Origin of the sequence: Bacillus sp. 205(2023), assembly GCF_037027485.1 — a bacterium.
GTDB classification, from domain to species: Bacteria; Bacillota; Bacilli; order Bacillales; family Bacillaceae; genus Bacillus; species Bacillus halotolerans.
This window is the reverse complement of the sequence record NZ_JAXCHF010000009.1, coordinates 16,360-41,375: the sequence shown is the minus strand read 5'-3', so window position 1 is coordinate 41,375 and position 25,016 is coordinate 16,360. Positions and strand designations below refer to the sequence as shown.

Genomic DNA, 25,016 nt, shown 5'->3' with positions numbered 1-25,016 from the left:
ATTTGGAAGCAACAAATGCTATAATACAAACAGTGCCTATTTTTAGGCACTGTTTATTTTTGTCGAAAAAAGGAGGAAGGCTTTATGGCTGAGCCGATTTTACATATTGAAGGCCTTGATAAAAAAATAGGGTCTAAACAGATTTTAAAACAGATCAGCATGGACGTCAGGCAGGGAGAGATTATCGGTCTTCTCGGTCCGAACGGTTCCGGAAAAACGACACTCATCCGCATCATCGTCGGACTGTTAAAACAAAACAGCGGAAGCGTGGCCATCAACGGATTCAAGCATGATACTGAGTTCGAACAAGCGATGGAAGCTGTCGGCGCGATCGTTGAAAACCCTGAGTTTTACCCGTACCTGTCAGGCTGGGAAAACCTCAAACACTTTGCAAATATGCACAAAAAGATAACTGATGAAAGACTGGACGAAGTGGTGGAACGAGTCGGGCTGACATCAGCGATTGATGATAAAGTGAAAACCTACTCCCTCGGCATGCGCCAGCGTCTCGGCATTGCTCAGGCGATTCTTCACCGGCCGAAGCTTCTCATTTTAGATGAGCCGACAAACGGTCTTGATCCTGCCGGTATGAAGGATTTTCGCGATCATATTAAGGAGCTCGCTGAAGAGGAAGGAACAGCGGTTTTATTCGCTACTCATTTATTGCGTGAAGTTGAAGACCTGTGTGACCGTGTGATCATCATACAAAAAGGCGAGATCAAAGCAGAAGTAAGCCTGAATGGAGCCGGTCAGAAAACGGAGAAAGCCGTTATAGAAGTGCAGCCGGCGGAAAAAGCGCTCGATTGGCTGATGGGCAATGGGTACTCAGCTGAACGTAAAGATGGCTCCATCGTGGTGGAAATAGCGAAAGAAAATATACCAGAGCTGAACCGCTCGCTAGTCGGACAAGGACTGAATGTATTTTCAATTATGCCTTATACGCAGTCACTGGAAGACGAATTTATAAAAGCGACAACCGCTCATCAAGAGGAGGGAGAAGAGCTTGTCTAAATTAATATGGAATGAACATATGAAACTCTTTAATCGGAAAGTCACATTTGTTTCGCTTATATTGATGGCCGTTTTTCAATTTTTCATGGCGCTGATCATTAAACGGATCGTTATCAGTGCCGGAACTGACGAAAATTTCATCGGCTACTTTTCCTATACACCGAGCCTGAATATCTTGCTGCAGGCGTTAACCATTGTCATTGCAGCAACGATTATTTCTAATGAATTTGATAAAAAGACAATCAAATTTCTGCTTATTCGCCCGGTCAAGCGGCAAAAGGTCTTTTGGTCGAAACTAATGACAGTTGTCATGGTCAGCTTCTATCTTTATCTGGCATACTACATTCTGGCTTTATTATTCGGTCTTGTCTTTTTTGGCACGTCCGTGACATCTGAATCAAAAACATTGTTCATCAACACATTGGAGCTAATCGGCACAAACTGGCTTGAAGCGGTGCTGATGGGATTATTCGGTTTGCTTTGTTCATCACTGTTCCGCAACAGTGCCATTTCAGTTGTTGTTTCTTTTGTCGTTTTATATGGAGCAAGTTCACTTGTGCAAATCATGAAGCTGTTTGAAAACAAATGGGGAAGCTTTTTGCTTTTTGCAAACACGGACTTCACTCAGTACAAAAGCGGACAAACGGCTCTGTTTTCAGGCATGACGCCATTGTTCTCTGTAGGGATTATTGTGATTCATGCTGTTTTCTTCATTGCCGTTGCCTGGTGGAGTTTCTGCAAACGGGATGTTCGAATCTAAAGGCAAGGAATGACATTTTTGTGAAAAAGCTCACGTAAATCAATATCATTCGATGTTTTGGTTTATAATAAAGGTACTGACGGAGGTGTCTCGAATTGAGGAACTTTATTACCGCTTTACCGATTGTATTGCTGCTTGGATTCTCATTTGTGTCATTCATGTTTCAGTTTGAACATCTTGTATATTTCAGGCTCGCGCTGGGGTTGTTTTCTCTCGTGGGGCTGTACATGATATATAAAATGAAGACGGGTATCCGTTATTTTATCATTTATCTGTATGCAAGCTGGATTGTGCTTGCGGCAGTTACTGCCTTTGAAGAGCCGATTTTCTCAAGCTTTTTCTTCGGCGGATTGGTCATGACAATGGGTTACCTGACTTATATGCTTATTTATCTCGGTATGAAACAAGACCGGGATGCAAATCCGGTTTAAACACGCTGTTCCCTCGGGAACGGCGTGTTTTTCTATCGTGGACAAATTGTTAACAGTTGCGGAATCATGGCTGGAAATCTATAATACATATTAAATTTATCGGAATTGAAAAAATGGGGGGCTGCCGGATGTCATTATTTGTACGGAACGAAAAACAGCGGCAATGGATAGAGAAAATAGGACAGCTAGCGGATGAATTTCAGCAAACAGTCGCTGAGGATGATGAACAGGGACGATTTCCTGCCGAAAAAATACAAAAACTGCGTGATTCGGGATATACGGCGATAACCGTGCCAAAATCCCATGGAGGAGCAGGAATGTCTGTTTACGACATGCTGCTTTTTCAAGAGCGGCTTGCACGGGGAGATGCTCCTGCAGCTCTGAGCATCGGCTGGCATTTAAGCGTGATGGGAGAGCTCGGAGAAGGAAACAGCTGGGATGAAGATGTGTTTGCGTTTATCGCAAAGGAAGTTCAAAACGGCGCCGTGATCAATAGAGCAGCGACAGAAGCGAAAACCGGGAGCCCGACCAGGGGAGGACGCCCCGGGACTGCCGCCGTCAAAAAGGACGGCAAATGGGTGGTGAATGGAAGAAAAACGTTTACGACAATGTCGCAAGCGCTTGATTATTTTTTAGTGACGGCATGGATTGAAGAAAAACAAACAACAGGCGTCGTGTTGGTTCATAAAAATGATCCTGGTGTATCAATTGAAGAAACATGGGATATGATGGCGATGCGGGCTACGGGCAGCCATGATCTTGTATTAAAAGAGGTAACGCTGGAGGACAATAAACTGGTGGAGCTGCTTCAAGGACCGCGGGGAGCAAAGCCAAATGGCTGGCTGCTCCATATTCCGGCGATTTATCTTGGCGTGGCTCAAGCTGCTAGAGACTATGCAGTACGCTTTGCCTCCGAGTATTCTCCAAATAGTTTGAAGGGGCCGATCAAGGATGTTCCGGCCGTTCAGCAAAGAACAGGCGAAATGGAACTTGAATTGCTGAATGCCAGACACTTTCTTTTTCATGCGGCTGAATTATATGACGATCCGGAGCGCCGCTCTTACTTGAAGAGTGAGCTCGGTGCGGCAAAACATATCGTCACAAACGCCGCGCTTTCTGTTGTAGACAAAGCGATGAGAATTGCAGGGGCCAAAAGCCTCGAACGCACCAATCCGCTTCAGCGCTATTACCGGGATGTGCGCGCTGGTCTCCATAACCCGCCGATGGACGACGCGGTCATTCAAAAGCTGGCCGCAGAAGCCTTTCATTAAATAAAAAAGAGCCTTTGCCGGCTCTTTTTTATGTATTGTTTTGTTCCTGAAGATTCTTCTGATGCTTGCGGTCAATTCTGTCGTAAATGACGTTCATCAGCTTTGGATTGCCCATGATCGCCTCTTTGTTTTCCTGGATCAGCTGTTGGTAGGTTTTTATTTTACGCTTTGGCATGCCCTGGCGCCTCCTGACAATGTTTTGTATTCACTTTCCAGCTCCATCAGCGACAATTCATACAAATGACGCTTTGACTTTTTGTATATACCATTCTGTATTAACAGATGAATGAGATGCTTTTTTCTGATTTCTGCAGACTGAGGTGTCATTGTGTCACCAACCTCCAATCAAACGATATTGATAATCATTATCAATTAACCTCAGTATACAATGTCCGCCACGGCCTGTAAAGGTGAAAACAGTCCTATTCTTTCGTAAGTAAGCAAACCTTCAACATATCGACAAAAAGTTTCCCGGGCAATAATTTGCTGTCGAAATTTCCCTCCCCGTTGAGAATCGCTGCTGCTATTTTTCATGTTTTTAACCATACTATGTAATAGAATGGAGGCTGGTATTCAATGGGGAGGACAGATAATCTTAAAAAGGGAGAAAAAGGAGCACTCCTCAATATTTTGGCATATATCATTCTTGCTGCTGTAAAGCTGACAATCGGAATCCTGTATCATTCTGAAGCGCTGAGAGCAGACGGGTTAAACAATGGGACAGATATTGTGGCGTCAATAGCGGTGCTGATCGGACTGCGTATTTCCCAAAGGCCGGCTGACAGTGACCACCCATATGGCCATTATCGGGCTGAAACAATTTCGTCCCTTATTGCGTCTTTTATTATGATGGCTGTTGGAATTGAAGTGTTAATCGGCGGAGGAAAAGCGATTGCGGGCGGCACATCAGAAACGCCAAGCCTTATCGCGGCGTGGACGGCTTTAGGCAGTGCAGTGTTTATGTACGGCATCTATTTATATAACAAAAGACTCGCAGCATCCATTAAAAGCTCTGCACTTATGGCGGCGGCGAAGGACAGCAGGTCAGACGCATTTGTCAGTGCCGGAGCGTTTATCGGTGTTTTTTCGTCCCAGCTGCAGCTGGCCTGGATAGATCCGGTTACGGCTTTTATTATCGGAATTATCATTTGCAAGACAGCCTGGGATATCTTCAAAGACGCTTCGCATTCATTAACGGACGGGTTTCATTTGAAAGATCTTGAGCCTTATAAACAGACTGTCGGCCGGATAGAAAATGTGCATCGTCTTAAGGACGTGAAAGCGCGATACTTGGGCAGCACAGTACATATAGAGATGGTCATTACAGTGGATCCGAAGCTGACAGTAGAGGAAGGCCATGGAGTCGCAGATGAGGTGGAAAACAAAATAAAACATGAACACGATGTCACTCATGTTCATGTTCACGTAGAGCCCGACGACATAAAATAGGGCTGCTTATCGAATTAGCTTATATGTTCTGATAAGAATTCAGTCACTTCTTCAGGCGATTTGGCATTGGCGCTGTGAAGATGGCCTGTTTTTTCTCCATTTTTGAAAATGAGCAGGCTTGGAATACCCATTACCTGATATGTTTCAGCCAGTTCAGGAAGCTCGTCCTTATTCAGCTCGTACCAATCGTTTTGATTGTACGTTTCCAAAATATCGCCGATGAACATATTCATGCGTGTGCAGTCAGGGCACCAATCAGCATAAAACTTTACAATGATTTCTTTATCAGATTGAATCAATTCATTAAATTGTTCTTTTGTTGTGATTTTTTTCATCTGTCACATCTCCTTTTCAATGCCATTTTAATATAAAATAAAAAGGAATTACATACAAATGCATTCAGCTTCAGCATGCCCAAAAATAATTAGATCATTTTCTTGTGAAAGTGATAAGATAGTAAAGATGAATTGTAGTGGGGGGAGTATCCATTGAAAACAAGTCTAGGATTAGTGTACGGCGGTAAGTCAGCCGAACATAATGTTTCGCTTCAGACAGCTCTGGCTGTAACAAAAGCGCTAAATACTGAGAAGTTTGATATACATCCAATTTATATAACTGAAAAAGGCGAATGGATAAGAGGCGCACGTTTAACAGAGCCTGTTTCCAACGTAAAAATGCTTCAGCTTGAGCAGGGCGGAACTGCTTTTTCTCCATCTGCTCTCAACCAAGAAATGTTTCCGCAGGAAGTGTCACAGCAAAATGAAGCAATTGATGTCGTGTTCCCACTCCTGCACGGCCCGAACGGAGAGGACGGAACGATTCAGGGAATGCTTGAACTTTTAAATATTCCTTATGTCGGCAACGGCGTGCTCGCTTCCTCAGCTGGTATGGATAAAGTTGTCATGAAGCATTTGTTTGCGCAAGCCGGCCTTGCACAGGCGAAATACACAGCCTTCCTTAAAAAAGACTGGACTCGTTCTCCGGAAGAAAGCTGCGAGCAAGTAGAACAAGAATTGGGCTACCCTTGCTTCGTAAAGCCGGCCAACCTTGGCTCAAGCGTCGGAATCAGCAAATGCCGAAACCGTGAAGAACTGCAAAAAGCGTTTGAGCTGGCGTTCCAATATGACCGGAAAGTCGTAGTCGAAGAAGGCATCAACGGCCGCGAAATTGAAATCGGCGTTCTCGGAAATGATGATCCTAAGTGCTCTGCAGTTGGAGAAATCGCACCTAAGACAGATTTCTACGATTACAAAGCGAAATACGAGGATGGAGACACTGACCTGATTATTCCTGCGACTGTAACAGATGAGGAATACGCGAAAATCAGTGACATGGCGATCAGAGCGTTTAAATCAATTGACGGTTCAGGACTTGTCAGAGCGGACTTTTTCCTGACAGCTGACGGCGAAGTGCTGATCAATGAAGTAAACACGATGCCTGGTTTTACACCGTTCAGCATGTTCCCGCTTCTCTGGAAAGAAGCCGGAGTTGAATACGCTGACCTCATTGAACAGCTTGTAGAGCTGGCTAAAGAACGCCACGCTGAAAAACAATTGATTAAACATACATTCTAAATGAAGACGGACACTGCCGGTAAAAGGGCAGTGTCTTTTCCCGTATATCACCAAAAGAAAGAGAGGGACCTTACTTGATTAAGCGAACCGTAAAAAAAATTGCCGAAATGGTCAAAGGCACACTGACAAACCCGCAATATGAAAATACAGTCATTCATGGAGTTGCTACAGATACAAGAAAGCTGGAAAGCAATCAGCTTTTCATCCCGCTGAAAGGGGAGCATTTTAACGGCCACACTTTTGTGCCGCAGGCTTTTGAAGCTGGTGTGTCTGCCGTTCTGTGGAACCGCTCGGAACCAAATCCGCCCGAGAATCAAGCTGTGATTCTGGTGGAAGATACATTGTCTGCGCTCCAGCAGCTTGCAAAAGCTTATTTACAGGAGCTGGGCACACGGGTCATCGGGGTAACAGGAAGCAACGGCAAAACGACGACCAAAGACATGATTCACACTATCCTGCAAACGCGGTACCGCGTCCATAAAACAGGAGGAAACTTCAACAACCATATCGGGCTGCCGCTTACAGTGTTAGCGATGCCAGAAGATACAGAAATTGCCGTACTGGAAATGGGAATGAGCGCAAAAGGAGAAATTGACCTCCTGAGCCGCCTGGCAAATCCGGATGCGGCAGTGATAACGAATATCGGCGAATCCCACATGCAGGATCTTGGTTCAAGAGAAGGCATTGCGGAAGCGAAACTGGAAATTATCAACGGCCTGAAAGAAGACGGTGTGCTGATTTATATCGGAGACGAACCGCTCTTGCAAAAGGACTACAGCTGCCAAACGAAAACGTATGGTACTGGGGCGGAAAACGATTATCAGCTGCGGGATGTCAGCCAGAGTGAAGCGGGAACCCATTTTACGATCAAAGGCATAGAAAAAACGTTTTTCATCCCTATACTAGGCAAACATAATGTGATGAACGCCATGGCGGCAATCGCCGCAGGGGCTTATTTCGGCATCACGCCTGAGGATGCGGCAAAAGGATTAAGCGGCCTGAAGGTCACCGGCATGAGACTTGAATTGATGAAAACAGACAGCGGCATTTCTATTATTAATGACGCTTATAATGCGAGCCCGACGTCGATGAAGGCTGCAATCCAACTGACAGAAAGCCTTGAAGGATACGGGAAGAAAATGGTCGTGCTCGGAGACATGCTTGAACTCGGCGATCTTGAAGAAACGTTCCATAAAGAATGCGGCGCTGTGATCAGCCCGGACAAAATTGACCACGTCTTTACGTATGGAAAACTGGGGGCATTTATCGCGGAAGGTGCGATGGAACATTTTGGCAAAGAACGCATCAGCCACTTCAGCGACAAAAAAGATCTCACTCAGGCCCTGAAGAATAAAGCATCAAAAGGAGATTTGATTTTATTCAAGGCGTCAAGAGGTATGAAGCTTGAAGAAATCGTTAAAGATTTAATGGAGAGCCCGTTTTCTTAAAAAATCCTGCGAAAAAAAGCAGATTGCAATCATAAAATAAAAATGATGTGCAGACACTAATGTATGCCGCTCCGAAATAATTTATGTATGACCGGCTGAGGCTATGGTACAATAATGACAGGTTTATTTCGCGATACGAAAATATGTGTACGGACCGCCATCCGCTGACCTTAGGTTTTCCGCGGACACAAGGAGCGGGATTGGGCATCGTCCGGCATATTTGGTTAGCAGGTCAGCGAGCGCATTCAAAATGCTGATCTGCTTACCGCGTTATTGAAAAACAAGTAGTGTAATGGTAAGATAAAACTTAAAGTAATTCGGGCTTTGTATACGTAAGGATCCTGTCCTTTTTCCATGGAGGGCAGTTTTTAAGTGGTAAATCACGACATTACTGAAACAGCAATTAGAAGGAGTTTGAATAATTTGACTATAACGTTTCAAGATTTTCAATTAAGTTCTGATCTCATGAAGGCAATTAACCGTATGGGATTTGAAGAAGCAACGCCGATTCAGGCACAAACGATTCCGCTCGGACTTTCAAATAAAGATGTCATTGGACAAGCGCAAACAGGTACAGGTAAAACAGCTGCGTTTGGTATACCCCTTGTTGAGAAAATTAACCCCGAGTCTCCTAATATTCAAGCAATCGTAATCGCACCAACCCGTGAATTAGCCATTCAAGTATCTGAAGAATTATATAAAATCGGACAAGATAAACGTGCGAAAGTTCTTCCTATTTACGGTGGGCAGGATATTGGACGACAAATCCGGGCGTTAAAGAAAAATCCGCATATCATTGTCGGAACACCGGGACGTCTTCTTGACCACATTAACCGCCGCACTATTCGTTTAAACAATGTAAATACTGTTGTAATGGATGAAGCGGATGAAATGCTGAATATGGGATTCATCGACGACATCGAATCTATTCTTTCAAATGTGCCGAGCGAGCATCAGACGCTTCTGTTCTCAGCTACAATGCCAGCGCCGATCAAACGCATTGCAGAACGTTTCATGACTGAGCCTGAACACGTAAAAGTAAAAGCAAAAGAAATGACTGTTTCTAACATTCAGCAGTTCTATTTGGAAGTACAGGAACGTAAAAAGTTCGACACACTGACTCGTCTTCTTGACATTCAGTCTCCTGAGCTTGCGATTGTATTCGGCCGTACAAAACGCCGTGTTGATGAACTGGCAGAAGCCCTGAACCTTCGCGGATATGCAGCTGAAGGAATTCACGGTGATTTAACGCAGGCGAAACGTATGGTTGCGCTTCGCAAATTTAAAGAAGGTGCAATCGAAGTACTTGTTGCAACTGATGTTGCAGCTCGCGGACTCGATATCTCAGGTGTTACACACGTGTACAACTTCGACGTGCCTCAAGATCCTGAAAGCTATGTTCACCGTATCGGAAGAACAGGCCGCGCAGGTAAAACAGGTATGGCGATGACGTTTATCACACCGCGTGAGAAAAGCATGCTTCGCGCAATTGAACAAACAACGAAACGCAAAATGGACCGCATGAAAGAGCCGACACTTGATGAAGCGTTAGAAGGCCAGCAGCAGGTTACAGTTGACCGTCTTCGTACGACAATCAGCGAAAACAACTTGAACTTCTACATGACAGCGGCAGCTGAGCTGCTTGAAGATCATGATGCAGTGACAGTGGTTGCAGCGGCTATCAAAATGGCTACAAAAGAGCCGGACAGCACGCCTGTTCGCTTGACGGACGAAGCGCCGATGATCAGCAAACGCTACAAAAACCAACGCACTTCCAAACGAAGAGACGGACAAGGCGGCGGCTACCGCGGCGGTAAAGGGAAAAGCAACAACCGTTCTTCCTATGATAAAAAGCGTTCAAACGATCGCCGTTCTTCAGGTGACAGACGCCAGAAAAAATCATACTAATTCTGTAAAGAATATAAGAGCCTAAAACATGAGTTGTTTTGGGCTTTTTTTATGTTCAAAAATTCATGGCCATTAAGCAAACTTTCAGCTGACGGAACCGTTTTTTCTATGTATGCTTAAAGATGAAACTTTTTCTGCATAAGCGCGTATAAGTAACGATGATAAAAACGGGAGGTAGGTATTTTGAGAGAGCAGCCAAAAAACCAAATCAGTCCAGACGGATTAAAGGTTTGGCGACTTCAAGAGATAATCATTTCCGCTGTCTGCTTGCTTATTGTCATAGCAGTTGCAGTGTTAAGTTATTTTTTTCATTGGCCGTACTGGATCAGCGGCGTGCTCGGCGCAGTTTGGCTGCTGGGTTCGGTTGTGACGATTTATCTGATTCCAAAGATCCGGCACAAAGTGTGGCGTTATGAAGTTCATGAAAACGAAATAGATATTCAATCAGGTATCTTTGTTGTGACACGCGTGATCGTGCCGATGGTCAGGGTTCAGCACGTAGACACCTCACAAGGGCCGTTATTAAGAAAATACAATCTGGCGACAGTGAAAATCTCCACGGCGGCAACTGTGCATTCGATTCCTGCTTTAGAGATGGAGGAAGCGGATCAGCTGAGAGACTCCATTTCGCGCCTGGCAAGGGTGACTGACGATGATGTCTGAACCGAAACGCCTTCACCCGGCGGCAGTCATTTTGAATTTATCCCATACCATTATTCAAACGATAAAAAATATTATTCTGCCATTCTTTTTTGTGTATATCGTCAACTCTAATCACACTGTCCGTTTTTACGGAGCCATCGCGCTCGGCGTTTTGTTCATCTGGCTCGTGGCAGCAAGCATCATCAAATGGAGAAAGTTTTCCTATCGAATCGAAGATGATGAATTCAGAATCGAGGAAGGCTTGTTTGTGACGAAAAAGAGGTATATATCGATTGACCGGATTCAAACGATGAATACGAGTGCGGGTGTGGTCCAGCAAATTTTCAAGCTCGTCAAACTGCAAATTGAAACGGCTGGCGGCGGCAAAGAGGCGGAAGCGGTATTGTCGGCTATTTCAGTTGAAGAAGCTGAAAGAATCAAAGAAGCCGTATTTAAGAAAAAAGCAGAAAGAAATTCAACCGATACCGATGAAGGTCTGTCAGGAGATAAAGAGGCGCTCCCGGATGCAGAGCCGCAGGTGAACTACAGCATGAATGCAAAAGAATTACTTATGGCCGCTTCAACATCCGGAGGAATCGGCGTGATTATCTCTGCTGTATTTGCGCTTATTTCTCAGCTGGATGAGGTGCTGCCGATGGATTGGCTCTTCAAAAAATTCTCCTTTCTGCAGCACGCCAACATAGGCATATACGCCGTCCTTATATTTATTGGTTTGTTTATCACCTGGATTCTCAGCATAGCCGGCATGATGTTCAAATATGCTAACTTTCAAATCATGAAAAAAGAGCAGGAATTGGTGATTTCAAGGGGTATTATTGAAAAACACCAAGTCACCATACCGCTTCGCAAAATACAAGCCATCAAAATAAAAGAAAACATCATCCGCCAGCTTTTCGGTTTTGCGACGGTGTCAATCGTCAGCGCGGGCGGCGGAGGAGACCCGGAAAAAGCAGAGGGCGCTTCGACCATTCTGTTTCCGATGATCCACAAAAAAAAGCTTCCCGGCATGCTGCGTACTTTTACGCCGGAATACACGCTGGAAGAAAATCGCCGCCATCTGCCGCGGCGCGCATTGAAGCGGTACTTATTCCGCTCAACCATTTTCTCCATCTTTTTCATCATTCCGCTGTGTATTTTCTTTCAGCCATGGGGTTATCTCTCGATTGTCCTGCTGCCGATTGAATTGTTTTTCGGGTATCTTGCTTATAAAGATGCGGCCTGGGTGATCAGCGGAGACCGCCTCCAGCTGACATCGAGATTTATCGGCAGAACGACTGCAATTGTGTTGAGAAAGCGAATGCAGGTATGCAAAGCGAGCCAATCTTATTTTCAAAAGAAGGGGAAGCTGTATACCATTTCCACCTCGGTAAAATCGTCAAGCCATATGGAAGAATTAACGGTGAGAGATGTGGGAGAAGAGGATGCAGATTTCATTTTAAACTGGTACTCATATGAAAAAGCGGACGGTTAATACCGCCGCTCTTTTTTTTGGACACATAAAAAAGACAGGAGAAACCCGCCGCAAAGTCCAAACAGGTGGGCCATCATGTTAATATTGGAGTTGATAAACGACATGAGAACGGCAAAGGCAAGCAATGTGATAATCATTTTGGAGTTGTCCTGCCCGATCAGCTCTTTACGATAAAGAACCATAAACAGATAAACGCCGAACAGCCCGAAGATCGCGCCGGAAGCTCCGACATGCACATAATCAAGCGGTTCTGTAAAATACGTGCCGATGTTTCCGATCATTCCGGAGCCTGCATACACAAGAAGGAAACGCGCTTTTCCGAGCATTCGTTCCAGAGCCGGCGCAAATAAAAAGATGGACATTGAATTAAACAGCAGATGGGTAAACCCTGCGTGAAGAAAAATCGGCGTGACCAGCCGCCACCATTCACCGTTAGCGACGCCAAGGTTATAGCCTGTGACAGCGTCTCTCCACAACATGACTGAAGGAACAGGAAGTGAAAAGAACAGCCAGAGAACGGCCTGAGCAGCCAATATAAAGGTGACAACGGGATAAAGCCTGATAAAGGTTTGAAAGTTTTCAGTCCGTATAAACATGCCGAGCCCCATTTCATCATTTTGGTATTTCTATAGTAACACGTTTATGAGACAAACCATTCAAATAGTACAAGCGCAAAGGAGGGTGTAAAACATGATTTACGGTATAGGATTAGACATCGTTGAGCTTAAGCGGATCGCTTCAATGGCCGATCGCCAGAAACGATTTGCCGAGCGTATTTTAACAGGCGGCGAACTTACTCAGTATCATGAGCTTTCTGAGAAAAGAAAAATTGAATTTCTCGCAGGAAGATTTGCGGCAAAAGAAGCTTTTTCGAAAGCATTTGGCACAGGAATAGGCAAGAATTTAAGTTTTCAAGACATTGAAGTGACAAAAGATTTGAATGGTAAGCCTTTTATTGTTTGCGCAAAGCTGAGCCAAGCCGCCGTTCATGTATCAATCACTCATACGAAGGAATATGCGGCTGCGCAGGTTGTCATTGAAAGGTTGTCAAGCTAGTCTGCATATTAGGGACACCCCTCTCATATATTTGATAATGCATTAAGGGAGACGAGTTGTTTGAGGCTTTTATGGTACGCCTCTGTTCTGTTTAACCGTGTACCGAGCGTACCGTTAAAGTCAAACAAGCGATTTCTTCCTTTTACATCAATTGAGAAAAAGGGGTTGAAAAAGGTGAGAAAAAGCTTTGTTTTGCTTTTAACGGGACTGCTGGCTGTCCTTATTCTTTCTGCCTGCGGACAAAAATCACAGGAAGATGTCGTTACCGGGCTGGACGAGAAGGCGAAAGAATATACCTCGTACAAAGCAAAAGCAAAAATGACCATTGAGACAGGGAGTGACCCGCAAGTATACAATGTGGAAATCTGGCACAAAAAACCGTCTCTGTACCGGGTCTATCTGGAAAATCCGAAAAAGGACCAAAACCAAGTCATTTTACGAAATGAAAACGGAGTATTTGTTCTCACACCGTCTTTAAATAAGAGCTTCAGGTTTCAAAGCGACTGGCCAAACAACAGCAGCCAAGTCTATTTGTTTGAATCGCTTGTAAAGGATATTCAAAACGATTCGGATGCAGTCTTCACTTCAAAAGAATCAGAATACGTATTTGAAACAAAAACGAACTATCAGCATAACAAAATGCTTCCGACACAAGAAATCACATTTAACAAGAAGGACATGAGCCCGCTATCTGTCAAAGTCATGGATACCGACCGAAAAGTGATGGTGAAAGTAGAGTTCAGCAGCTTCCAATTCAATAAGCAATTCGACAAAGAGTCCTTTGATGAAAAGAAAAATATGACCCTTTCTCAAATGGATGTCGCCACTAGCGCGAAGCCTTCCGACTCTTTTGCCGTCAAAACGCCGCTTGAACTGCCGCTAGGCGTAAAACTGCTTGAGGAAAAAGATATTTCAACGGAAGATGGCAAGCGCGTCATCATGACTTACGGCGGAGAAAAATCGTTTACCTTAATTCAGGAAAAAGCCCAGGTTGCGAAAGCGTCCTCCTCAGTCACGCTGAACGCGGAACCGGTTAATCTCGGCTACACAATCGGCGCTTTGTCAGATGCTTCGCTAACATGGACTTACGAAGGCGTGGATTATCTTCTGTCATCAAAAGATCTTTCACAAGAGGAGATGGTGACAGTCGCCAAAAGCATGAAGGGACAATCATCCAAATAATCTCCTAAAGGCCGAATCAAATTTGGCCTTTTTTTCGTCAGGCAGAATTTCACTTTGCCCTATAATTTTAGTATGATATGTAAATGATATTGAATAAACGCTAGGAAGTGTCATAAATGAGCACAAAACCTTTTTACAGAGACACGTGGGCGGAAATTGATCTGTCCGCGATTAAAGAAAATGTCAGTAATATGAAAAAACACATCGGTGAACATGTCCACCTGATGGCGGTTGTGAAAGCAAATGCCTACGGACATGGGGATGCTGAAGTAGCGAAGGCGGCTCTTGAGTCAGGTGCCTCATGCTTAGCCGTGGCGATCTTGGATGAAGCGATTTCTCTTCGCCAGCGGGGCCTGAAAGCGCCTATATTGGTGCTCGGCGCGGTTCCTCCGGAGTATGTGAAAATCGCGGCGGAATACGACGTGACGTTAACGGGTTATTCTGTTGAATGGCTTCAGGAAGCTGCGCGCCACCTCAAGAAAGCTTCCCTTCATTTTCATCTGAAAGTCGATACGGGAATGAACAGGCTCGGCGTAAAAACAGAAGAAGAGATTCATCACGTGATGAAAATTCTGGAGCGCAACCCGGGCTTAAAATGCAAAGGGGTCTTCACTCATTTTGCGACTGCTGATGAAAAACAAAGAGACTACTTTCTGATGCAGTTTGAACGCTTTAAAGAATTGATTGCTCCTCTGCCTTTAAAGAAAATGATGGTTCACTGCGCCAACAGCGCCGCCGGCCTGCGTCTGAAAAAAGGCTTTTTTAACGCGGTCAGATTTGGCATCGGCATGTACGGCCTGCGTCCGTCAGCGGAAATTACCGATGAAATCCCGTTTAAACTGCGTCCCGCATTCACCCTGCATTCGACCCTGTCGCATGTCAAAAAGGTACATAAAGGGGAAAGTGTCAGCTACGGGGCCGAATACACAGCGGAAAAAGACACATGGATCGGAACGGTACCCGTTGGCTATGCGGACGGCTGGCTCCGCCAATTAAAGGGAACAGAGATACTCGTGAAAGGAAAACGGCTGAAAATCGCCGGCCGAATCTGCATGGACCAATTTATGGTGGAGCTGGATCAGGAATATCCGCCAGGCTCAAAAGTCACATTGATCGGCTGCCAGGGAGATGAATATATTTCCATGGATGAGGTCGCAGGCAGGCTCGAAACCATTAACTACGAGGTGGCTTGTACAATAAGTTCCCGCGTTCCCCGTATGTTTTTGGAAAATGGGAGTATAATGGAAGTAAGAAACCCTTTATTGCAGGGGAATGCAAGCGAATAGCTCATATCACGATAGAGAATTTTTAAAACAGCTTTGCTTGAAGAGTGAATAATGGTATCATTATCACTGGATGGATAAAAGAGTCGTATCCGTAAGTTTGGTGGAGGTGTATGTTTTTTGTCTGAATCCAGCGCAAGAACCGAAATGAAAATCAGCTTGCCCGAAAACCTAGTAGCTGAATTGGATGGTGTAGCGATGCGGGAGAAACGAAGCAGAAACGAACTGATATCACAAGCAGTGAGAGCCTATGTCAGCGAACGAACAACTCGTCACAACCGTGATTTGATGAGACGCGGCTATATGGAAATGGCGAAAATCAACCTGAACATTTCTTCCGAGGCTCACTTTGCGGAGTGCGAGGCTGAAACGACAGTTGAGCGCTTAGTCAGCGGAGGATAATCATTTGATTGTGAAACGCGGCGATGTTTATTTTGCTGATTTATCTCCTGTTGTTGGCTCAGAGCAAGGCGGGGTGCGCCCGGTTTTAGTGATCCAAAATGACATCGGAAATCGCTTCAGCCCAACTGCTATTGTTGCAGCCATAACAGCCCAAATACAGAAAGCGAAATTACCAACCCACGTCGAAATTGATGCAAAACGCTACGGTTTTGAAAGAGATTCCGTTATTTTGCTGGAGCAAATTCGGACGATTGACAAGCAAAGGTTAACGGATAAGATTACTCATCTGGATGATGAAATGATGGATAAGGTTGATGAAGCCTTACAGATCAGTTTGGCACTCATTGATTTTTAGTAATATTTACCTGGTTGCTCAAATAGAGCAACTTTTTTTGTTTTCAAAAAACATTAACGATATAATAATGGAATAACGAAAAAATATGTTGTTTTTTATCGGGAGGTAAGCGAATTTGATGTCGAATCAGACTGTCTATCAGTTCATAGCCGAGAATCAAAATGAACTGCTTCAATTGTGGACTGACACACTAAAAGAATTAAGTGAACAAGAATTATATCAGCTGACTGACCAAGTTTATGAAAATATATCTAAAGAATATATCGACATTCTGCTTTCTTCTGTTAATGATGAGAGCGCTGCTGAAAGCCAAATCAGCGAACTGGCGCTGAGAGCCGTCCAAATCGGACTTTCTTTGAAGTTTCTGGCTACGGCGCTTGCTGAATTCTGGAAGCGTCTCTACACGAAGATGAACGATAAGAGATTGCCAGATCAAGAGAGTACGGAATTAATCTGGCAGATTGACCGCTTCTTCAGTCCGATTAATACAGAAATTTTTAATCAGTACTCCATCTCATGGGAAAAAACAGTATCCCTGCAAAAAATCGCACTGCAGGAGCTTTCTGCGCCGCTGATCCCGGTTTTTGAAAATATAACGGTAATGCCGCTGGTCGGAACGATTGATACGGAACGCGCAAAACGAATTATGGAGAATTTGCTTAACGGCGTTGTCAAACATCGTTCCCAAGTCGTGCTGATCGATATTACCGGTGTGCCTGTCGTCGATACGATGGTTGCCCATCATATTATTCAGGCGTCTGAAGCGGTAAGGCTTGTCGGAGCGAAATGCCTGCTTGCTGGAATCCGTCCGGAAATCGCCCAGACGATCGTTAACCTTGGGATTGATTTATCCCAAGTTATTACTAAGAATACCCTGCAAAAAGGAATTCAAACAGCATTGGAAATCACCGATCGAAAAATCGTTTCATTGGGGGAATAATATTGTGAGACATCCGAAAATCCCGATCTTGAAACTGTATAATTGCTTATTAGTATCTATTCAATGGGAACTAGATGATCAAACCGCATTAACCTTTCAAGAAGACTTATTAAATAAAATATACGAAACAGGTGCAAACGGGGTCGTCATTGACCTGACATCTGTGGATATGATTGATTCATTTATCGCCAAAGTGCTGGGTGATGTCATCACAATGTCTAAGTTAATGGGCGCAAAAGTTGTCTTAACCGGCATTCAGCCCGCCGTTGCGGTGACGCTGATTGAACTTGGAATTGCGCTTGAGGAAATCGAAACGGCGCTCGACTTAGAGCAAGGGCTTGAGACATTGAAGCGGGAATTGGGGGAATAGCGAATGAACGACCAATCCTGTGTAAAGATCATGACAGAATGGGATATCGTGGCCGCCAGACAGCTTGGGCGAAACGTTGCAAAAGAGCTGGGTTTCGGCACAGTAGACCAGGCAAGGATCACAACGGCTATATCAGAATTAGCCAGAAATATTTATTTATATGCCGGCAAGGGCCAGATTGGAATTGAACAGGTCGCAGACAGAGGAAAAACGGGCCTGAAAATTATAGCGGAAGACAAGGGACCGGGAATTCCTGATATCCGTAAAGTCATGGAAGATGGATTTTCTACATCAGGCGGACTCGGAGCAGGACTTCCCGGCGTGAAAAGGCTGATGGATGAATTTAGCTTAAATTCCGTAGCGGGGGAAGGAACAGAGATACAAGCCATTAAATGGCTTCGGTAGGAGGTAAGAAAGTGGATTTTAGGGAGGTTATTGAGCAGCGGTACCATCAGCTGCTTAGCCGATATATAGCCGAATTAACAGAAACATCTTTATATCAAGCCCAAAAATTCAGCCGAAAAACAATCGAGCATCAAATTCCTCCGGAAGAAATCATCAGCATTCACCGAAAAGTGCTGAAGGAGCTGTATCCGAGTCTCCCGGAAGATGTTTTTCATTCGCTGGATTTTTTAATAGAAGTCATGATTGGATATGGAATGGCTTATCAGGAGCATCAAACCCTCAGAGGGATACAGCAGGAAATTAAATCAGAAATTGAAATCGCAGCTAATGTACAGCAGACGCTTCTGGGAACAAAAATTCCGGAGGAAGAAGCGCTGGACATCGGCGCGATCAGTGTGCCCGCCAAACAGATGAGCGGTGATTATTACCATTTTGTTAAAGACAAAGAGTCCATTAATATTGCCATTGCTGACGTCATCGGCAAAGGAATTCCGGCAGCTTTATGTATGTCTATGATTAAATACGCGATGGATTCTTTGCCGGAAACGGGCATTCACCCTTCACAGGTGCTGAAAAACTTGAATCGTGTTGTTGAACAAAACGTTGATGCCAGTATGTTTATTACGATGTTTTATGCCAATTACAATACGGACAGTCATCGATTTACATATGCTTCAGCGGGACATGAACCGGGATTCTACTATTCTCAAAAAGACAATGCATTTTACGATTTAGAAGCTAAAGGGCTGGTTCTCGGGATCTCGCAGGATTATGACTACAGGCAATTTGACCAGTATCTCGAAAAGGGAGATATGATTGTTTTATTTTCTGACGGCGTTACAGAATGCAGGACGGAAAACGGTTTCTTGGAGCGTCTCGATATACAGAAGCTCATTGAGGAACATATGTGTTGCTCTGCGCAGGAAATGGTCAAAAACATTTATGACAGCCTCCTCAAATTGCAGGATTTTCAGCTTCACGATGATTTTACGTTAATTGTTTTAAGAAGAAAGGTTTAGCGTTTGCCAGCCGAGGGTATACAACAATTAGTGATTTGAAGGATACTTTGAGGTGATACGAATGAATATTAATGTTGATGTGAAACAGAGTGTGAATGATATACAAGTAAACATTGCAGGAGAAATTGATGTGTATTCAGCTCCGGTTCTCAGAGAAAAACTCGTTCCTCTGGCAGAACAAGGCGCTGACTTAAGGATTTGCCTGAAGGATGTCAGCTACATGGACAGTACTGGACTTGGCGTTTTTGTAGGTGTATTTAAAACAGTGAAAAAACAAGGCGGATCGCTCAAGCTTGAAAATCTGTCTGACCGCCTGATCCGTCTGTTCGAAATTACAGGTCTAAAGGACATCATTGATATTTCTGCAAAGTCAGAAGGTGGAGTGCAATGAAGAACAAAGCTGATTACATCGAAATGAAAGTGCCGGCCCAGCCTGAATACGTAGGGATTATACGGCTGACTCTGTCAGGCGTCGCAAGCAGAATGGGCTATACGTACGATGAAATTGAAGATTTGAAAATCGCAGTGAGTGAAGCGTGTACAAATGCGGTTCAGCACGCATATAAAGAAGACAAAAATGGGGAAGTGTCAATCCGATTCGGTGTGTTCGAGGATCGTTTAGAGGTCATTGTGGCGGATGAAGGCGACAGCTTTGATTTTGATGAAAAGCAGCAGGATCTTGGGCCGTACACACCTTCACACACAGTCGATCAATTATCAGAAGGAGGGCTCGGTCTATATTTAATGGAAACGCTCATGGATGAAGTCAGAGTGCAAAACAACTCCGGCGTCACCGTAGCGATGACAAAGTATTTAAATGGGGAGCGAGTTGATCATGACACAACCATCAAAAACTACGAAACTAACTAAGGATGAAGTCGATCGGCTCATAAGCGATTACCAAACAAAACAAGATGAACAGGCGCAAGAAACGCTTGTGCAGGTGTATACAAATCTGGTTGATATGCTTGCGAAGAAATACTCAAAGGGCAAAAGCTTCCACGAAGATCTCCGCCAGGTCGGCATGATCGGGCTTCTCGGCGCAATAAAACGCTACGATCCCGTGGTGGGCAAATCGTTTGAAGCTTTTGCGATCCCGACAATTATTGGGGAGATTAAACGTTTCCTTAGAGATAAGACGTGGAGCGTTCATGTTCCGAGACGAATCAAAGAACTGGGGCCGAGAATCAAAATGGCGGTCGATCAGCTGACGACAGAAACACAAAGGTCGCCGAAAGTGGAAGAGATTGCTGAATTCCTCGATGTATCAGAGGAAGAGGTTCTTGAAACCATGGAGATGGGCAAAAGCTATCAAGCCTTATCTGTCGATCACAGCATTGAAGCAGATGCGGACGGAAGCACTGTTACCATTCTCGATATCGTCGGATCACAGGAGGATGGATATGAACGGGTGAACCAGCAAATGATGCTGCAAAGCGTGCTTCATGTCCTTTCAGACCGTGAAAAACAAATCATAGACCTAACGTACATTCAAAACAAAAGCCAAAAAGAAACTGGGGACATTCTCGGTATATCTCAAATGCACGTCTCGCGTCTGCAGCGCAAAGCTGTGAAGAAGCTCAGAGAGGCCTTGATTGAAGATCCCTCCATGGAGTTAATGTAATGATCCAGGTTGAAGAAAACCAGCATATTCAAACCCTTGTATACCAACTGAATAAAGAAGGAAAATCCATTTGCGGCGACAGCTTTTTTATGAAAGCTGATGATAAAGAATTAATTTGTGCGGTAGCTGACGGGCTTGGAAGCGGATCGCTTGCCAACGAATCTTCTTCAGCAATCAAAGACTTAGTGGAAAACTATGCGAACGAAGACGTACAAAGCATTATCGAACGCTGTAATCAGGCGATGAGAAACAAAAGAGGGGCGACAGCTTCTATCTTAAAAATCAACTTTGAACAAAGGCAGTTTACGTACTGCTCCGTCGGAAATGTACGTTTTATCCTGCATTCCCCGTCTGGTGAAAGCTTTTATCCTCTGCCGATTTCAGGCTATTTATCAGGCAAGCCGCAAAAATACAAAACGCACACCGCTACCTATGAAAAGGGTTCTAAGTTCATTATACATACAGATGGACTCAACGTACCCGATATCCGCTCCCACTTAAAAAAAGGCCAATCGGTAGAAGAGATATCTAATTCACTGAAAATGTACACGACATCAAGAAAAGACGATCTGACATATATTCTTGGGCAACTGTCCTAGAAGAGCAGAAAAAAGAAGCTGGGAAAGCCGGCTTCTTTTTTTATGTGTTTTTTTCTGTTTTTGTTACACTAGAGTAAGAACGACAAAATTGGAGGCTATGGTTACATGGAAACGTCAGCCCTTTTAAAACAGCAAATTGCGAAAGAAATAGGTTTATCACAAAAACATGTTGAAAGCGTCATCCGCCTGCTTGAGGACGGCAACACAGTTCCGTTCATCGCCAGATATCGAAAAGAGCAGACGGGTTCAATGGACGAGGTTCAGATTCAGACCATTTCTGAACGATGGCAATACATACAAAACCTGAATCAGCGAAAAGAAGAAGTGATCAGGCTAATTGCTGAGCAGGATAAACTAACAGATGAATTAAAACGCAAAATTGACCAATCCGTAAAACTTCAGGAAGTAGAAGACCTCTACCGTCCGTATAAACAAAAGCGCAAAACGAAAGCGACAGTCGCCAAAAGCAAAGGCCTTGAGCCGCTTGCTGACTATATCATGACTCTTCCGCAAGATGACCGCCTTGCAGAAACAGCAGACCAATATATCAGTGAAGAAAAAGAAGTGTTCACCAGAGAAGAAGCCATTGAAGGCGCCAAGCACATTATTGCGGAACAAATCTCAGACGAACCGAATTTCAGAAAATGGATTCGCCAGGAAACCTTTAAAAAAGGAACGATCAAGTCAGCTGCCGGAAAATCAGCAGACACAGATGAAAAAAACGTGTACGAAATGTACTACGAGTATGAAGAGCCAATCGCAAAGGTCGTTCCGCACAGAGTGCTTGCCATGAACCGCGGCGAAAAAGAAGACATTTTAAAGGTGTCTATCGAACCGCCAGCAGATTACATTGAGGCTTACTTAGAAAAGCAAATCATCAAAAACCGTTCAACGTCTGTAAAAGGAATTTTGCAGGAAACGATTGAAGACAGCTACAAAAGACTGATTCAGCCTGCCATTGAACGTGAAATCAGAAAAGAGCTGTCGGAAAAAGCGGATGAACAGGCGATTCATATTTTCTCTGAGAACCTTAGAAAGCTTCTCCTTCAGCCTCCGATGAAAGGCAAGACGGTTCTCGGTGTAGATCCGGCTTTCCGAACAGGCTGTAAGCTGGCAGTGTCAGATGAAACCGGGAAAGTCTTAAAAATTGATGTGATTTACCCGCATGCGCCTGTCAAAAAAACGAAAGAAGCTCATGAGAAAGTGAAAGCGATTCTTGAAGAGTATCAAGTGGAAATGGTGGCGATTGGAAACGGCACGGCCTCCAGGGAGACAGAGCAATTCATTGTGGATGTGCTGAAGGACACGCCGCGTGATATTTATTATGTGATTGTCAATGAAGCGGGGGCAAGCGTCTATTCGGCTTCTGAGCTTGCCAGAGAAGAATTTCCTGAGCTTCAGGTCGAGGAACGCAGTGCAGTATCCATCGCACGGAGACTTCAAGATCCGCTTGCGGAACTCGTCAAAATTGACCCGAAATCTGTAGGAGTAGGGCAGTATCAGCATGACGTCAGCCAAAAACGCTTAAATGAATCCCTGCGCTTTGTCGTCGAGACAGTCGTAAACCAGGTAGGAGTAAATGTCAACACAGCTTCCGCTGCGCTGCTTCAGTATGTAGCGGGATTATCGAAATCCGTAGCGGGCAACATCGTCAAAAAGCGGGAAGAGCTCGGAAAGTTTTTGAATCGAAAAGAACTGAAGGATATTCCAAGGCTCGGCGCGAAAACCTATGAACAATGTATCGGCTTTTTAAGAGTGCAGGAAGGGACAGAGCCTCTGGACAGAACAGGAATCCACCCGGAAAGCTATAAAGAAACAAAAACGCTTTTGAAAAAGTTCGGTCTTTCAACAGAGCAGGTCGGTACGGCGGAATTGAAGGATAAAATCAACAAACTTGAGCTTTCTGAAACAGCAAAGGAACTGGGAATCGGTGAAATTACGCTGAAAGACATTTGTGAACAGCTGACAAGACCTGAACGTGATCCGCGTGATGAGGTGCCTAAGCCTCTGCTGAAAACAGACGTCCTTCAGCTGGAGGATCTGAAAGAAGGAATGGAGCTGCAGGGCACCGTGCGCAATGTAGTGGACTTCGGAGCGTTTGTTGATATCGGAGTCAAACAGGACGGGCTTGTGCACATTTCAAAACTCAGCAATCAATTCGTCAAGCATCCGCTTGATGTTGTATCAGTCGGTGACATCGTGACGGTTTGGGTTGACGGTGTCGATGTACAAAAAGGCAGAGTGTCACTGTCTATGGTAAAATAAAAGCACTGCTTACGAGCAGTGTTTTTTCCTATAGAAATACCAGCATTGATTCAGCAGTTTAATTTGGTAATTATCTTTTTCAAGGAATGCTTTTTGCATCTGCTTTTTCAGCCAATTTGGCATAGGCTCATTCCTCCTCAGCTTTTATCATAAGAGGGCGGTGATTACCCTATTGTATGCGAACAGTGAATTGTCCCGTTCAATGTTTTTTTAGTGAGGTGCACCATGGATAACAAAGAGCTGCAAAAGCTTACAGAGGATATTTCGAACACATACTTCAAAAAGCCGTTTCGCCATCAGGCTGTTTTCAACGACAGGCTCAAAACGACCGGCGGAAGATACCTGTTAACCTCCCATAACATCGAATTGAACAGAAAATATTTGATTGAACACGGCAGGGAGGAACTGATCGGCATCATTAAGCACGAGCTCTGCCATTATCACCTTCACCTTGAAGGAAAAGGATACAAGCACAGGGACAAAGATTTCAGAGCGCTTCTCCAGCAAGTCAATGCGCCCCGCTTCTGTACGCCACTAAAGAAAAAAACAGAAAGCAAAAAAACATATAGGTATATATGTACGGCTTGCGGCCAACAGTATATAAAGAGACGCGCCATGAATCCTGACAGATACAGATGCGGAAAATGCCGCGGGAAAATAAAAAGAATTTTTTCGTAAAAAAGGTTGACGAAACTGGCAATCCTATGTTACATTATAAAAGTCGTCACGAGAGATAAATAAAAAACATTTACCTCTTGACTCTTAATGACAAGCCTGATATAATGAATCTTGTCTCATTATTCCACAGTAGCTCAGTGGTAGAGCTATCGGCTGTTAACCGATCGGTCGCAGGTTCGAATCCTGCCTGTGGAGCCATATTTGGAGAAGTACTCAAGTGGCTGAAGAGGCGCCCCTGCTAAGGGTGTAGGTCGCGTAAGCGGCGCGAGGGTTCAAATCCCTCCTTCTCCGCCATAAGATTACGATATAAGTTCTCAACCATCGGCCCGTTGGTCAAGCGGTTAAGACACCGCCCTTTCACGGCGGTAACACGGGTTCGAATCCCGTACGGGTCATTCCATTTTCGTTGGGCTATAGCCAAGCGGTAAGGCAACGGACTTTGACTCCGTCATGCGTTGGTTCGAATCCAGCTAGCCCAGCCATTTTTATTTTATGAAATTAAATAGTAAGAGCCATTAGCTCAGTTGGTAGAGCATCTGACTTTTAATCAGAGGGTCGAAGGTTCGAGTCCTTCATGGCTCACCATTTGTCTTTTTGCGGGTGTGGCGGAATTGGCAGACGCGCTAGACTTAGGATCTAGTGTCTTACGACGTGGGGGTTCGAGTCCCTTCACCCGCACTTTATTTACAAAGTGCACGCGAATTGGTTTTACTAGGTTAAGAGCCTACTAAACCAGCACAAACAATTTAATGATCACGCGGTCGTGGCGGAATGGCAGACGCGCTAGGTTGAGGGCCTAGTGGGTGAATAACCCGTGGAGGTTCAAGTCCTCTCGGCCGCATCCCAATAATA

Annotated in this window: 29 protein-coding genes, 7 tRNA genes and 1 pseudogene; 32 read left to right on the top strand and 5 right to left on the bottom strand. The window is 44.5% G+C overall.

Annotated features, from left to right (window positions below):
• The first annotated feature begins 84 nt into the window (after nucleotides 1-84).
• The 4 genes from WA325_RS18095 to WA325_RS18080 all read left to right on the top strand — a co-directional run bounded on the left by WA325_RS18095 (nucleotide 85) and on the right by WA325_RS18080 (nucleotide 3,473).
• Nucleotides 85-1,011, top strand: a complete 927-nt coding sequence (locus tag WA325_RS18095; RefSeq protein ID WP_336184043.1) for an ABC transporter ATP-binding protein — start codon at nucleotides 85-87, stop codon at nucleotides 1,009-1,011.
• Nucleotides 1,004-1,771 carry an ABC transporter permease gene (locus tag WA325_RS18090; protein ID WP_024120284.1) on the top strand — a complete coding sequence of 256 codons (768 nt, stop codon included), beginning with the start codon at nucleotides 1,004-1,006 and terminating at the stop codon, nucleotides 1,769-1,771. The genes WA325_RS18095 and WA325_RS18090 overlap by 8 nt, the downstream gene beginning before the upstream one ends.
• 95 nt (nucleotides 1,772-1,866) lie before the next feature.
• Nucleotides 1,867-2,202, top strand: coding sequence for a hypothetical protein (locus WA325_RS18085; RefSeq protein WP_003225151.1), 336 nt, complete (start codon nucleotides 1,867-1,869; stop codon nucleotides 2,200-2,202).
• A gap of 128 nt (nucleotides 2,203-2,330) precedes the next feature.
• Entirely contained in the window at nucleotides 2,331-3,473 is a 1,143-nt protein-coding gene (locus WA325_RS18080) for an acyl-CoA dehydrogenase family protein (protein ID WP_336184042.1), read from the top strand.
• Nucleotides 3,474-3,501: 28 nt separating this feature from the next.
• Here WA325_RS18080 and fbpB read toward each other — a convergent pair whose 3' ends face one another.
• The gene (gene fbpB / locus WA325_RS18075) at nucleotides 3,502-3,648 is read right to left on the bottom strand and encodes a Fur-regulated basic protein FbpB (protein ID WP_010333101.1); all 147 of its coding nucleotides are present in this window, start codon (nucleotides 3,646-3,648) and stop codon (nucleotides 3,502-3,504) included.
• Nucleotides 3,635-3,800 (bottom strand): annotated as a pseudogene (locus WA325_RS18070) (Fur-regulated basic protein FbpA). The gene fbpB and the pseudogene WA325_RS18070 overlap by 14 nt, the downstream one beginning before the upstream one ends.
• Nucleotides 3,801-4,049: 249 nt before the next feature.
• Here WA325_RS18070 and WA325_RS18065 point away from each other — a divergent pair.
• Entirely contained in the window at nucleotides 4,050-4,922 is an 873-nt protein-coding gene (locus WA325_RS18065; RefSeq protein WP_024120288.1) for a cation diffusion facilitator family transporter, read from the top strand.
• Nucleotides 4,923-4,936: 14 nt separating this feature from the next.
• Here the strand turns inward: WA325_RS18065 and WA325_RS18060 are convergent, their stop codons facing one another.
• Entirely contained in the window at nucleotides 4,937-5,257 is a 321-nt protein-coding gene (locus tag WA325_RS18060; protein ID WP_202853092.1) for a thioredoxin family protein, read from the bottom strand.
• Between the two features lie 153 nt (nucleotides 5,258-5,410).
• Here WA325_RS18060 and WA325_RS18055 point away from each other — a divergent pair, with 153 nt between their 5' ends.
• From WA325_RS18055 to WA325_RS18035, 5 genes are all read left to right on the top strand, one after another.
• Nucleotides 5,411-6,496, top strand: coding sequence for a D-alanine--D-alanine ligase (locus WA325_RS18055; RefSeq protein ID WP_024120289.1), 1,086 nt, complete (start codon nucleotides 5,411-5,413; stop codon nucleotides 6,494-6,496).
• Nucleotides 6,497-6,570: 74 nt separating this feature from the next.
• Entirely contained in the window at nucleotides 6,571-7,944 is a 1,374-nt protein-coding gene (locus tag WA325_RS18050; RefSeq protein WP_336184041.1) for a UDP-N-acetylmuramoyl-tripeptide--D-alanyl-D-alanine ligase, read from the top strand.
• Nucleotides 7,945-8,367: 423 nt separating this feature from the next.
• The gene (cshA, locus tag WA325_RS18045; protein ID WP_142389218.1) at nucleotides 8,368-9,852 is read left to right on the top strand and encodes a degradosome RNA helicase CshA; all 1,485 of its coding nucleotides are present in this window, start codon (nucleotides 8,368-8,370) and stop codon (nucleotides 9,850-9,852) included.
• 183 nt (nucleotides 9,853-10,035) lie between these two features.
• Entirely contained in the window at nucleotides 10,036-10,515 is a 480-nt protein-coding gene (locus WA325_RS18040) for a PH domain-containing protein (protein WP_305934887.1), read from the top strand.
• Nucleotides 10,505-11,986 carry a PH domain-containing protein gene (locus tag WA325_RS18035; RefSeq protein ID WP_105955163.1) on the top strand — a complete coding sequence of 494 codons (1,482 nt, stop codon included), beginning with the start codon at nucleotides 10,505-10,507 and terminating at the stop codon, nucleotides 11,984-11,986. Before WA325_RS18040 ends, WA325_RS18035 begins: the two co-directional genes overlap by 11 nt.
• Here WA325_RS18035 and WA325_RS18030 read toward each other — a convergent pair.
• Complete coding sequence (locus tag WA325_RS18030; protein ID WP_105955162.1) at nucleotides 11,983-12,582, bottom strand: rhomboid family intramembrane serine protease; 600 nt, start codon at nucleotides 12,580-12,582, stop codon at nucleotides 11,983-11,985. The genes WA325_RS18035 and WA325_RS18030 overlap by 4 nt on opposite strands.
• Before the next feature lie 94 nt (nucleotides 12,583-12,676).
• Between WA325_RS18030 and acpS the strand changes: the two genes are divergently transcribed.
• From acpS to WA325_RS17960, 14 genes are all read left to right on the top strand, one after another.
• Nucleotides 12,677-13,042: a holo-ACP synthase gene (gene acpS / locus WA325_RS18025; RefSeq protein WP_336184040.1), complete on the top strand. Its 366-nt coding sequence runs from the start codon at nucleotides 12,677-12,679 to the stop codon at nucleotides 13,040-13,042.
• A gap of 165 nt (nucleotides 13,043-13,207) precedes the next feature.
• Nucleotides 13,208-14,224, top strand: a complete 1,017-nt coding sequence (locus WA325_RS18020; protein WP_082687822.1) for a LolA family protein — start codon at nucleotides 13,208-13,210, stop codon at nucleotides 14,222-14,224.
• 116 nt (nucleotides 14,225-14,340) lie between these two features.
• The gene (gene alr / locus WA325_RS18015) at nucleotides 14,341-15,510 is read left to right on the top strand and encodes an alanine racemase (protein ID WP_024120297.1); all 1,170 of its coding nucleotides are present in this window, start codon (nucleotides 14,341-14,343) and stop codon (nucleotides 15,508-15,510) included.
• Nucleotides 15,511-15,627: 117 nt separating this feature from the next.
• Complete coding sequence (endB, locus tag WA325_RS18010) at nucleotides 15,628-15,909, top strand: type II toxin-antitoxin system antitoxin EndoAI (protein WP_003225183.1); 282 nt, start codon at nucleotides 15,628-15,630, stop codon at nucleotides 15,907-15,909.
• Between the two features lie 4 nt (nucleotides 15,910-15,913).
• Nucleotides 15,914-16,264, top strand: a complete 351-nt coding sequence (gene ndoA, locus WA325_RS18005) for a type II toxin-antitoxin system endoribonuclease NdoA (protein ID WP_003156187.1) — start codon at nucleotides 15,914-15,916, stop codon at nucleotides 16,262-16,264.
• A gap of 115 nt (nucleotides 16,265-16,379) precedes the next feature.
• Complete coding sequence (gene rsbRA / locus WA325_RS18000; RefSeq protein WP_336184039.1) at nucleotides 16,380-17,204, top strand: RsbT co-antagonist protein RsbRA; 825 nt, start codon at nucleotides 16,380-16,382, stop codon at nucleotides 17,202-17,204.
• 4 nt (nucleotides 17,205-17,208) lie between these two features.
• Nucleotides 17,209-17,574 carry an RsbT antagonist protein RsbS gene (rsbS, locus tag WA325_RS17995; RefSeq protein ID WP_003225190.1) on the top strand — a complete coding sequence of 122 codons (366 nt, stop codon included), beginning with the start codon at nucleotides 17,209-17,211 and terminating at the stop codon, nucleotides 17,572-17,574.
• 3 nt (nucleotides 17,575-17,577) lie between these two features.
• On the top strand, nucleotides 17,578-17,979 hold the full coding sequence (gene rsbT, locus WA325_RS17990; RefSeq protein WP_105955159.1) for a serine/threonine-protein kinase RsbT: 402 nt from the start codon (nucleotides 17,578-17,580) through the stop codon (nucleotides 17,977-17,979).
• 11 nt (nucleotides 17,980-17,990) lie between these two features.
• Entirely contained in the window at nucleotides 17,991-18,998 is a 1,008-nt protein-coding gene (gene rsbU, locus WA325_RS17985) for a phosphoserine phosphatase RsbU (RefSeq protein WP_105955158.1), read from the top strand.
• 61 nt (nucleotides 18,999-19,059) lie between these two features.
• Complete coding sequence (gene rsbV, locus WA325_RS17980; RefSeq protein WP_103671961.1) at nucleotides 19,060-19,389, top strand: anti-sigma factor antagonist RsbV; 330 nt, start codon at nucleotides 19,060-19,062, stop codon at nucleotides 19,387-19,389.
• Complete coding sequence (gene rsbW / locus WA325_RS17975) at nucleotides 19,386-19,868, top strand: anti-sigma B factor RsbW (RefSeq protein WP_024120302.1); 483 nt, start codon at nucleotides 19,386-19,388, stop codon at nucleotides 19,866-19,868. The genes rsbV and rsbW overlap by 4 nt, the downstream gene beginning before the upstream one ends.
• Nucleotides 19,834-20,622 carry an RNA polymerase sigma factor SigB gene (gene sigB / locus WA325_RS17970; RefSeq protein WP_024120303.1) on the top strand — a complete coding sequence of 263 codons (789 nt, stop codon included), beginning with the start codon at nucleotides 19,834-19,836 and terminating at the stop codon, nucleotides 20,620-20,622. Before rsbW ends, sigB begins: the two co-directional genes overlap by 35 nt.
• On the top strand, nucleotides 20,622-21,221 hold the full coding sequence (rsbX, locus tag WA325_RS17965) for a phosphoserine phosphatase RsbX (protein WP_044161719.1): 600 nt from the start codon (nucleotides 20,622-20,624) through the stop codon (nucleotides 21,219-21,221). The genes sigB and rsbX overlap by 1 nt, the downstream gene beginning before the upstream one ends.
• Nucleotides 21,222-21,326: 105 nt before the next feature.
• The gene (locus tag WA325_RS17960; protein ID WP_336184038.1) at nucleotides 21,327-23,486 is read left to right on the top strand and encodes a Tex family protein; all 2,160 of its coding nucleotides are present in this window, start codon (nucleotides 21,327-21,329) and stop codon (nucleotides 23,484-23,486) included.
• Nucleotides 23,487-23,495: 9 nt separating this feature from the next.
• Here WA325_RS17960 and cmpA read toward each other — a convergent pair whose 3' ends face one another.
• A complete protein-coding gene (gene cmpA / locus WA325_RS17955) occupies nucleotides 23,496-23,609 on the bottom strand; it encodes a cortex morphogenetic protein CmpA (RefSeq protein ID WP_003225207.1) in 114 nt (37 codons plus the stop codon).
• A gap of 102 nt (nucleotides 23,610-23,711) precedes the next feature.
• Here cmpA and WA325_RS17950 point away from each other — a divergent pair, with 102 nt between their 5' ends.
• The 8 genes from WA325_RS17950 to WA325_RS17915 all read left to right on the top strand — a co-directional run bounded on the left by WA325_RS17950 (nucleotide 23,712) and on the right by WA325_RS17915 (nucleotide 25,005).
• Nucleotides 23,712-24,164 carry a SprT family protein gene (locus tag WA325_RS17950; protein ID WP_059291906.1) on the top strand — a complete coding sequence of 151 codons (453 nt, stop codon included), beginning with the start codon at nucleotides 23,712-23,714 and terminating at the stop codon, nucleotides 24,162-24,164.
• 123 nt (nucleotides 24,165-24,287) lie between these two features.
• Nucleotides 24,288-24,362 (top strand) — tRNA-Asn (locus WA325_RS17945).
• Nucleotides 24,363-24,367: 5 nt separating this feature from the next.
• A tRNA-Ser gene (locus WA325_RS17940) sits at nucleotides 24,368-24,458 on the top strand.
• Between the two features lie 29 nt (nucleotides 24,459-24,487).
• A tRNA-Glu gene (locus WA325_RS17935) sits at nucleotides 24,488-24,559 on the top strand.
• Nucleotides 24,560-24,571: 12 nt separating this feature from the next.
• Nucleotides 24,572-24,646: transfer RNA gene (locus WA325_RS17930), tRNA-Gln, on the top strand.
• A 27-nt stretch (nucleotides 24,647-24,673) separates the two neighbouring features.
• Nucleotides 24,674-24,749, top strand: a tRNA-Lys gene (locus tag WA325_RS17925).
• Between the two features lie 11 nt (nucleotides 24,750-24,760).
• A tRNA-Leu gene (locus WA325_RS17920) sits at nucleotides 24,761-24,842 on the top strand.
• A gap of 79 nt (nucleotides 24,843-24,921) precedes the next feature.
• Nucleotides 24,922-25,005: transfer RNA gene (locus tag WA325_RS17915), tRNA-Leu, on the top strand.
• Nucleotides 25,006-25,016: the final 11 nt, after the last annotated feature.